Here is a 3053-nt window from a genome sequence, read left to right on the forward strand (position 1 = left end):
ACGCCATCACACACATGGCCGCCTCACACAAGACGGCCGGCCCCGATCGCTCGTATCCCACGCTCCGAGGCCATCCCGCCCTGCTCGAACACGGCGACTCCCTCGAGATCGACGACTGCATCCGATCTGCGACCCCTGACCACGGAATCGAACTCGTCGTCCCGCCCGACTACGAGTCGCTGTTGGTCACCGCGCCGCTTGCCTACTACCTGCAGGCGACGGTCCGGACGATCGACGACTGCCGTCGCACCGCTGCCAGTTCGGACCCGGGCCGTCCGCGGCTCCGACTCGTCGACCGCGGGACCGACGTGATACTCTCGCCGATGCCCGAGTTAGAGCGCGACGTGGGACGACTGCTCCGAAAGACGTTCTTCCTCGACTGCCTCGTCCGTAACGCCGGCCCTTACGGGACGACCCTCGCCGAATGCAGCCTGCTCGAGCATCTCGAACTCGACGCCGACACGCTGTACGACGCCTCACCGCAAGATCGGCTCGCGGCCTATCTCGACGTGTCCTTCGCGGCCATCAAACACCGGCTCCCCGAGTGGCATCTCTCGACGTACGTCACACCCGAGTACGACAGCGTCGAAACGCTGCCGTTCCTGCTCGACCGACTGAGCATGATCTACACCCCCCGCAGCTCCGAACTCGAGGGACGGGAACTGGTCGAACGCTCGCTCGAGGATTTCTATCGTGGCGATTTCGGGGGCGACTGGACCGACCAGTTGGACGCGCCAGCCACGGTCAGGGCCGCTACCGGGCAGGTCGCCTCGGTCGACATCGTCAAACCCGACCTCCGGAGCGGCCGCGCCCACGGCTGGCTGGCCGACGGCGTCCCGATCGACGTCTTCAAGGCCGCGCCCGAGGCCTACGACAACCGTCTCGACTACCTCGAGCGAGCGAGCGACGGAATCTCGATCTGTGTCGTCCTCAACGATCCGGAGATGGCCGGTGAACACGACCGCGTCGCCGAGATCTACCGTCAGCGCTCCGAGGAACTGACGATCGACCTCGCCGTCGAGGAATCGCTCGAGACGGCCGCCCTCGCCCGCGTCTTCGAGGACGATCACGACTTCGTCCACTACATCGGGCACTGCGAAACCGGCGGACTGTGCTGTCCGGACGGCACGCTCGCAGCCTCGAGTCTCGACCGCTGTGCCGTCCAGACCTTTTTCCTCAACGCCTGTGGCTCGTTCTACGAGGGGCGGCAGCTAATCGAGAAGGGCAGCGTCGCTGGTGCAGTAACGTTTACGAAGGTGTTGAACGACCACGCGATCAAGGTCGGCTCGACGTTCGCCAAACTGCTGGTCCACGGCTTCAGCATCGAACGGGCGATGGATCTCGCTCGCCGGCGTATCATGATGGGCAAAGACTACGCCGTCGTCGGCGATGGAACGCATTCACTCACGCAGGGCGATCAACCGCCGACCACCGCGACGCTCGAGCAGCACGAAGTCGACGACTCTGAGAAGCGGTATCTCCTGTGTCTCGACTGTTACTCGACGCGAGCGGCTGGTGCGTACTACTTCCCTCACACCGAGACCAACGAGTACGCCTATCTCTGCGGGAACGACTCGACGTTTACGCTGACACGATCGGAACTGGTGACGATGCTCAAAGAGACGGACGCAGCTGTGATCTACGACGGAGACGTGTATTGGTCGGACGCACTCTGGCCTCGGTTCGATCGGTAATCTATGGACCGCCGTACGTGCTGACCCGTTCTGTTCGCACAGTGTTGCGTGACGATCGAGTGTGGTCCGGCTCGAGCCGTCCCCCAACGGTGACCGCTCGAACGACCCACCACAGTCGGTGCTGTCGAACACACATACGATAGCAGAGTAACACGTTTGTTGCTTATAGTTATTGGTATTGGTAGCGAAAACCGGTCCTCGGCCGATCTATTACCAATACCCGTTTCCAATTGTATCTCTATCAACTCACATGTGTGTAAGAGATAGCGGCATTTCGTCGGCGAACCAACGGGTTTGCGGACAAAAATTACCGGTTCAAACGAGATACGAGAAGTTCTGCTGTGCGAACGGCCGCCAAAATTAAGTACTGATACCTCAATTACTTCTGTATAGGCATGACCTCGAATTTACTCAATCATCAGATTGACGATATTCTCGAATCCGTCCTCGAGGATGCAAGCGGTGATATCTTCATGGTAAATCCGTCTCACGACGCCATCGAAGAGTTCGTCTCCGTCGCCACCGGGTTCGACGGTGACCTGCCGTCGGTGCACATGCTCGCCGACGAGCGAACACTGAAGGATATCATGGACGATTTCATCGTCGCCTCGAACGCAGCAGACCTCATCAGCGAGGGCGCACTCGCCCTGCGAACGCTCGAAGAAGCCCCCGAAAACTCGCTTTTGATCACCGAGGACCGCGTCGTCGCCGTCGTCCACGCCGGCGACCGCGTCGGCGGCCTCGTCACCGACGACCAGGATTTCGTCGCGGATACCTACGCGACCTACGAGGACCGCTGGGCCGACGCGTCCGAATTTAACCTTCGGACGCCGCCGATCACCGACGTCCGTGAAACGCTCGCCGACGAGATCAGTCCCGAAGCCGAAGGCGACTTCACTGCGATTCTCGACTCGCTCGAGACCGCCCGCGGCGACGGTGATGGCTTAGACGAGGTCACTATCTCCCTGCTCGTCGCTGCCAAAAACGAGGCGCTGCTCTACGACATCAGCAAGTGGGGCGAGGACGTCGGCATCGCCTCCAAGGCGACCTTCTCCCGGACGAAAACCAAACTCGAAGACATGGGCCTGATCGACACCGAGAAGGTCCCGATCGACGTCGGCCGCCCGCGGCTCCGGCTCAAGATCGGCGACGACCGCCTCAAAGAAGCTGATAACGGCCAGCTCGCGACGGTGGCCCAATCGATTCTCAACTAACGAACTTTTGCGCTGCGTGCGGTCGCGATGCGACCGCACTCGGCAAAATCTCGAGAGAGCGAAGCTCTCTCGGACCTCGCGGGATCGAAGATCTCGCTCAGCCTCGATGAAAAGCACTCCTCCCTCCCCTGACTCGCGGCTGCGC

2 protein-coding genes are annotated in these 3053 nt (G+C 61.3%); both read left to right on the forward strand.

The window, feature by feature from the left end:
• Positions 1 to 1694 (forward strand): hypothetical protein (locus tag ACFR99_RS14055; RefSeq protein ID WP_390288400.1); only part of this gene is annotated, 1694 nt, incomplete at its 5' end.
• 395 nt (positions 1695 to 2089) lie between these two features.
• Positions 2090 to 2908, forward strand: coding sequence for a transcriptional regulator TbsP (gene tbsP, locus ACFR99_RS14060; RefSeq protein WP_390288402.1), 819 nt, complete (start codon positions 2090 to 2092; stop codon positions 2906 to 2908).
• Positions 2909 to 3053 lie beyond the last annotated feature (145 nt).

Origin of the sequence: Haloarchaeobius amylolyticus (assembly GCF_042678045.1) — an archaeon.
Classification (GTDB): Archaea; Halobacteriota; Halobacteria; order Halobacteriales; family Natrialbaceae; genus Natrinema; species Natrinema amylolyticus_A.

Bases quoted from the DNA above. Each gene is read 5' to 3' on its own strand.
- tbsP (WP_390288402.1), top strand. From the start codon at position 2,090: ATGACCTCGAATTTACTCAATCATCAGATTGACGATATTCTCGAATCC.